Genomic DNA, 4,874 nt, shown 5'->3' with positions numbered 1-4,874 from the left:
ACAGCGACCTGACCCGTCAACGCAGATGGGGTCCACGTCACAAGGACGGCACGGAGGTGTTGCTCCGGAAGCCGTGGGACGTATGCCCGGGTCTGCCCGAAGATGCACCACGCGCGTTTCCCACCCTCCTGCCCGCAGAAGGCCGTCGCAGCCAGGCTGAGCGCCCAGTACGAGGAAGCGAGCTCAAAGGACACCCGGGGCTTCGCGCCCGCCATGGGAGTCAGGCCGGAGGACTAGGCCACAGCCGTCGTATCAGCTGGCCGGCCCTGAGCAGGCTGGCGGCAGCGGTGACGCGGGGGGGAGGCGCTCGCCGCGAGGTCCATCCAGCCGACGTCATGCTCAGCGTCGGGCAGGTCGGACGTGGCGGTGTCTCCGTCCCGGTCGCGCGGCCCTTGCCGGCCGAGCAGCCGGGAGTCCGGCTCGAGGATCCCGGCACCGTAACGGCTGCTGAGGCACGCGAGCGCGTTGATCTGTTCCAAGGCTGAAGGCGGGCGTCCACGTCGCTGAGAAAGCCTGCCCTTCTCGCGCGGTCGCGAAGGTGTTGAGCGTGGGCGGGCCAGAACGCCCCGCACTTCTTGGCGTACCGGTTACCGGCGCTGTCGAGGACGCCGCCGTATCTGGCGTGCGCGGATGGCGCGGGCAGCAGGCCGGGCGGCGCGAAGCACTGCTGCAGATCTGCCCGGCGCGCTGGCGGGCTGCGCCACACGGGGCCGGGGGGGGCGGACGAGAGGCAGTTTCGCGAGCGCGGCCGGCGCGGGGCCGTGGCAGGATCGCCCTCCACGCCAGCCCCCGCCTGCCCACGGAGGTCGCTCTGTCTGCTACACGCGTCCCGCGGCCAAGCGCCGCGCCCGCCTATGCCGCCGCACAGCTCTGGGCCGGGCGGTGCCTGCTGGGCCAGCAGGGCCTGTTTGATGACCGTGCGCTGTACCGGCCCGCCGACTTGCTGCAGCTGCGCGAGGCGTTCACCGAGCAGCCGGACGAAAGCAGCGACGGCTTCCTGGTCAAGCTGCGGCGCCAGCTGAGCGGGGCACCGGACGCTGTGCCGCAGCTGGCAGCCGAGCTCCTGTTCGTGCACTTCCTGGTGGCGCACACCAGCGCCGTCGGCAGCAGCCGCAAGCGGGAAGTCGTCGAGGCCGTCCTCGGCTTCCGCGACGGCCTGCCGGCGATCCCGCAAGCCCTGGCTCCAGCGCTCGACGGCGGCCTCGTGAGCCCGGGCACCGCCTTCCACTCCCAGCGGTGGAAGCAGTTTGCCTATCTCATTGACTTCGCGCTGCGGGTAGCCGAGCAGAATGACGCCGAGCGCCGCCGGACCCTCGCCGAGCCTGAAGCCCTCCTCGAGCTGACCGAAGCCCTGCCCGAGCGGGGCGCCTACACGCAGCGGTTCGCCCTGGAGCACTTGCTGTTCCCCGACGTCTACGTCCCGCTCGTCAGCCGCAAGCACCGCGGGTTGGTGCTGGACGCCTGGCCGGAGCTGGCCGGGCCGCCCGCTCCGCAGTCGGCCCGGCTCAGCCGCGTGGCCACCGCTCTGGGCGGCGGGCAGGACAGCTACGTGGACCTCTACGCAGCGCCGTACGCCCGCAAGTGGCAGGGGCGGCCCAAGGCATGGGCGCTGGCGGGCCGGTGGGCACAGGCGCTGGCCCAGCATGTCGACCTCGCGGCACTCGCGGCTCAGGAGGCCGGGCACGCCCCGGCGCTGCAGGCAGCACGGGAGGACTTGCTCGCCGGGGGCAGTGCGTGGATGCAGGCCCTGGGGGAGGGCACGAACGCTCCCTTGCTCGAGCCGGCCGTTGCCGCCTCCCTGCGGGCGTGGGCTGACCGGGACCCCGCGGCGCTGGCCAGCGTTCTGCGTGACCTGTGGGCGTCCGCGGATGAGAAGGCGGTACTCGATGGGACAGCAGCGGCCGCTCCGCCGGACTTGCTGCCCACCTCCGCCACCCGGCTGACCGCCGGGTCTTTCCTTCTGGGCGCGCTGCCCGCGACGCTGCATCCGCTGTGGCGGGCGTCTCTGGCCGACAGCGCGTACCGCACGTGGGAGGCGTACCGGCCGGCTAGCGCGGCGCCGCCCTCGGAGGTCTATGACTACTGGGCCAAGTTCCTGGACCAAGTACGCGAGGACGCCGCGCAGGACGGGCTGGCGGTACCGGACCGGGTGACGGCCCAGGCCCTGGTCCGGGCACTGTTGGAGGGCGAGGCGCCTGCGGGCTGGGCAACCAGCCAGGTGGCCGCTCTGCGCAGCTGGCGCGGGGGCAAGCCGGCCGAGCCGGTGGCCGGCCCTCCGGCAGGGCCAGCGGGCCCGGCGGCGGGCGAACGGCCGAAGCCTCCCGGCCAGCCGGGGCCGGAGCGTTCGCTCGCGGACCTCGCGGCGCAGCTGCTGCTCGACGAGCCGTTCCTCGACGACGCGGTGGAGCTGCTGCGCGACAAGAAGCAGGCGGTCTTCTACGGCCCTCCGGGCACGGGCAAGACCTTCGTGGCGCGCGAGCTCGCGGCCTGGCTGGCCGGGGACCGCGGCCGTGTCCAGTTGGTGCAGTTCCACCCCTCGTTTGCCTACGAAGACTTTGTCGAGGGGCTGCGCCCGCGGCCGGAGGGACAAGGGTTCGCCCTCACCGATGGTCCGCTGAAGCGGATGGCCCGGGCAGCCGCGGCCGACCCCGCCCATACCTACGTCCTGGTCATTGATGAGCTGAACCGGGGCAACGTGGCCCGGGTCTTCGGGGAGCTGTACTTTCTGCTGGAGTACCGCGGCGAGGACGCCACCCTGCTCTACAGCAATGAGCCGTTCTCCCTGCCCGAGAACCTGCTGCTGCTGGCCACCATGAACAGCGCCGACCGGTCCATTGCGCTGCTGGACAGCGCGCTGCGCCGCAGGTTCTACTTCGTCGCGTTCACCCCGGACGAGGAGCCGGTGCGCGGGCTGCTGCGCCGCTATCTGGCCATCCACGCACCCGACTTGTTGTGGGTCGCAGACCTAGTCGACCAGGCGAACACACTGCTGGGCGACCCGTCCGCCGCGATCGGGCCGAGCCACTTCCTGCGGCCAGGTTTGGACGAACGGCAGATCCAGCGGGCTTGGGAACACTCCGTCATGCCCGCGCTGGAGGACCGCTTCTTCGGCCAGCCCGCCCGGCTGGCGCAGTTCAGCCTCGACGGGCTGCGCACAGCCCTCGCCCGCAACAGCGACGGCGATGACGATGAGCCAGCTGCGCCTGCGTGAGTGGGCGCCCGCGCCGGCCCTCGCGTTACCCGCACCCGTCATCAGGCTGCTCCGGCACACCTTCCGCGCGAGGGTGGAGCCTTCCACCACCGTGCCGGGAACGTTTGACGTGCTACCCGGCAGCCGGGTGGGCGTAGCCGCGGCCGCAGAGTGGCAAGTCAGCATCGAGCCCAAGCTCCCCGTGCCCCGGGTCCTGTTCCTCGCCGCCTACGCCAGCGCGCCGCCCGGCTGGCAGCAGGACACCGGCCTCGAGCACGAAGAGGACCTGCTCGAAGGAGCCGCAGCCTTATTCGCCGGCCGCGCCCACCACGCGGTCAACGCCGGGCTGCTGCACGGCTACCACACCGTGGACGACGACCTCACCACGATCCGCGGCCGCGTCAACCTCGCCGGGCAGCTGCGCCGCCGGCCCGGCATCGATCTGCCAATCGCCGTCCGCTACCAGGGCTTCGACGAGAACGTCCTGGAGAACCAGCTCCTGCTCGCCGCCACGCACCTGCTGGGCAAGCTGCCGATCCGGTCCGCCGGCACCCGCCGGTCGCTGTACCGCCTGCTCGGCGCCTTCGAGCTCACCAGCCACAGCTGGTTCCCCCCGAACGCCGTGCCCCACGTGACGTGGACCCGCCTGAACGCCCACTACCGCCCGGCCGTCGAGCTCGCCCGGATGCTGCTCGGCGCCGCAGCACCAGAGCTTCGCGGCGGGGACGGGGCAGGCGCCGCGCTGGTCCTGGACATGAACCGCGTCTTCGAAAGCTTCGTGCGCGCCGCCCTGCGCGACGCGCTCGGGCTCACCGAGCAGCAGTTCCCCGCCCCCGGCCGCGCCACCCCGCTCTGGCTCGACCGCGCCAGGCAGGTGCCGCTCAACCCCGACCTGTCCTGGTGGGAAGGCGCCCGCTGCCGCTGGGTAGGGGACGTGAAGTACAAGCAGGACACCGGGGCCGGGGCCAGCTCCGACCTCTATCAGTTACTCGCGTACATCACCGCCGCCGGCTTGCGCAGCGGCTGGCTCATCTACGCCGACGGCGCGCCCCGCCAGGTGCACGAGCTGCCCGGAGCCCAGGCCAGCCTCACTGTGGACCGGCTCGATACCGCGCTGCCACCCGCGGAGCTGCTGGCACAGATCGCGGCTCTTGCCTCCCGCATCAAAGCGAGCACTTCAACAACCGCGGAGCTGCGGCCAGCCGCCAGGTGAGCGACAGGGCCGCCTGCTGCTCTGGGCGCGCGTCGCGTTCGCGCCTAAGCACACAGCCTCACGACCGCGCCCGCGCTGCTATGGCGGGCTGGCAGGGGGGCGGGTGTCATCTGACCGCTGTAGCCGTGTGACGAGGACCCCGTGATGGCGTTGACACTTCCCTGAGCCGTGGGGCTTGGGGACGCTGGTCGCTCTGACCGCCCTGGAGGGGCTGATGAGCGAGAAGCGCAAGTACCGGGTGTTCACTCCGGAGCAGAGGGCCGAGACCGTGCTGGCCGGGTTGCGTGGTGACCGGTCGGTGCGGGACGTGTGCCGCGAGTACGAGATCGCCGAGACGCTGTACTACCAGTGGCGTGACCGGCTGCTCGAGGGCGGCAAGACGGCGTTGTCGACGCCGCGGGACAAGCCCTCGGCCGAGGCCCTGGAGCTGGCCGAGCTGAAGAAGAAGGTCGGCCAGCTCGAGCGGGCGCT

At 72.1% G+C, this 4,874-nt stretch carries 3 protein-coding genes; all 3 read left to right on the top strand.

All coding sequences use genetic code 11. The features are described 5' to 3' along the window. Nucleotides 1-547 precede the first annotated feature (547 nt). Nucleotides 548-3,211 (top strand): AAA family ATPase, encoded by a 2,664-nt coding sequence (locus tag G9H71_RS25360; protein ID WP_166284731.1) that lies wholly within the window; start codon nucleotides 548-550, stop codon nucleotides 3,209-3,211. Next, entirely contained in the window at nucleotides 3,189-4,403 is a 1,215-nt protein-coding gene (locus tag G9H71_RS21020) for an McrC family protein (protein WP_231135222.1), read from the top strand. Before G9H71_RS25360 ends, G9H71_RS21020 begins: the two co-directional genes overlap by 23 nt. A 214-nt stretch (nucleotides 4,404-4,617) precedes the next feature. Beyond that, on the top strand, nucleotides 4,618-4,874 hold a 257-nt coding region (locus G9H71_RS21015; protein ID WP_166284729.1), incomplete at its 3' end, for a transposase.

The sequence above is a fragment of the Motilibacter deserti genome (assembly GCF_011250635.1).
In the GTDB taxonomy this organism is placed as follows: domain Bacteria; phylum Actinomycetota; class Actinomycetes; order Motilibacterales; family Motilibacteraceae; genus Motilibacter_A; species Motilibacter_A deserti.
The sequence above is the reverse complement of the archived record's forward strand: the minus strand, read 5'-3'. Positions and strand labels throughout refer to the sequence as shown.

Bases quoted from the DNA above. Each gene is read 5' to 3' on its own strand.
- G9H71_RS21020 (WP_231135222.1), top strand. From the start codon at position 3,189: ATGAGCCAGCTGCGCCTGCGTGAGTGGGCGCCCGCGCCGGCCCTCGCG.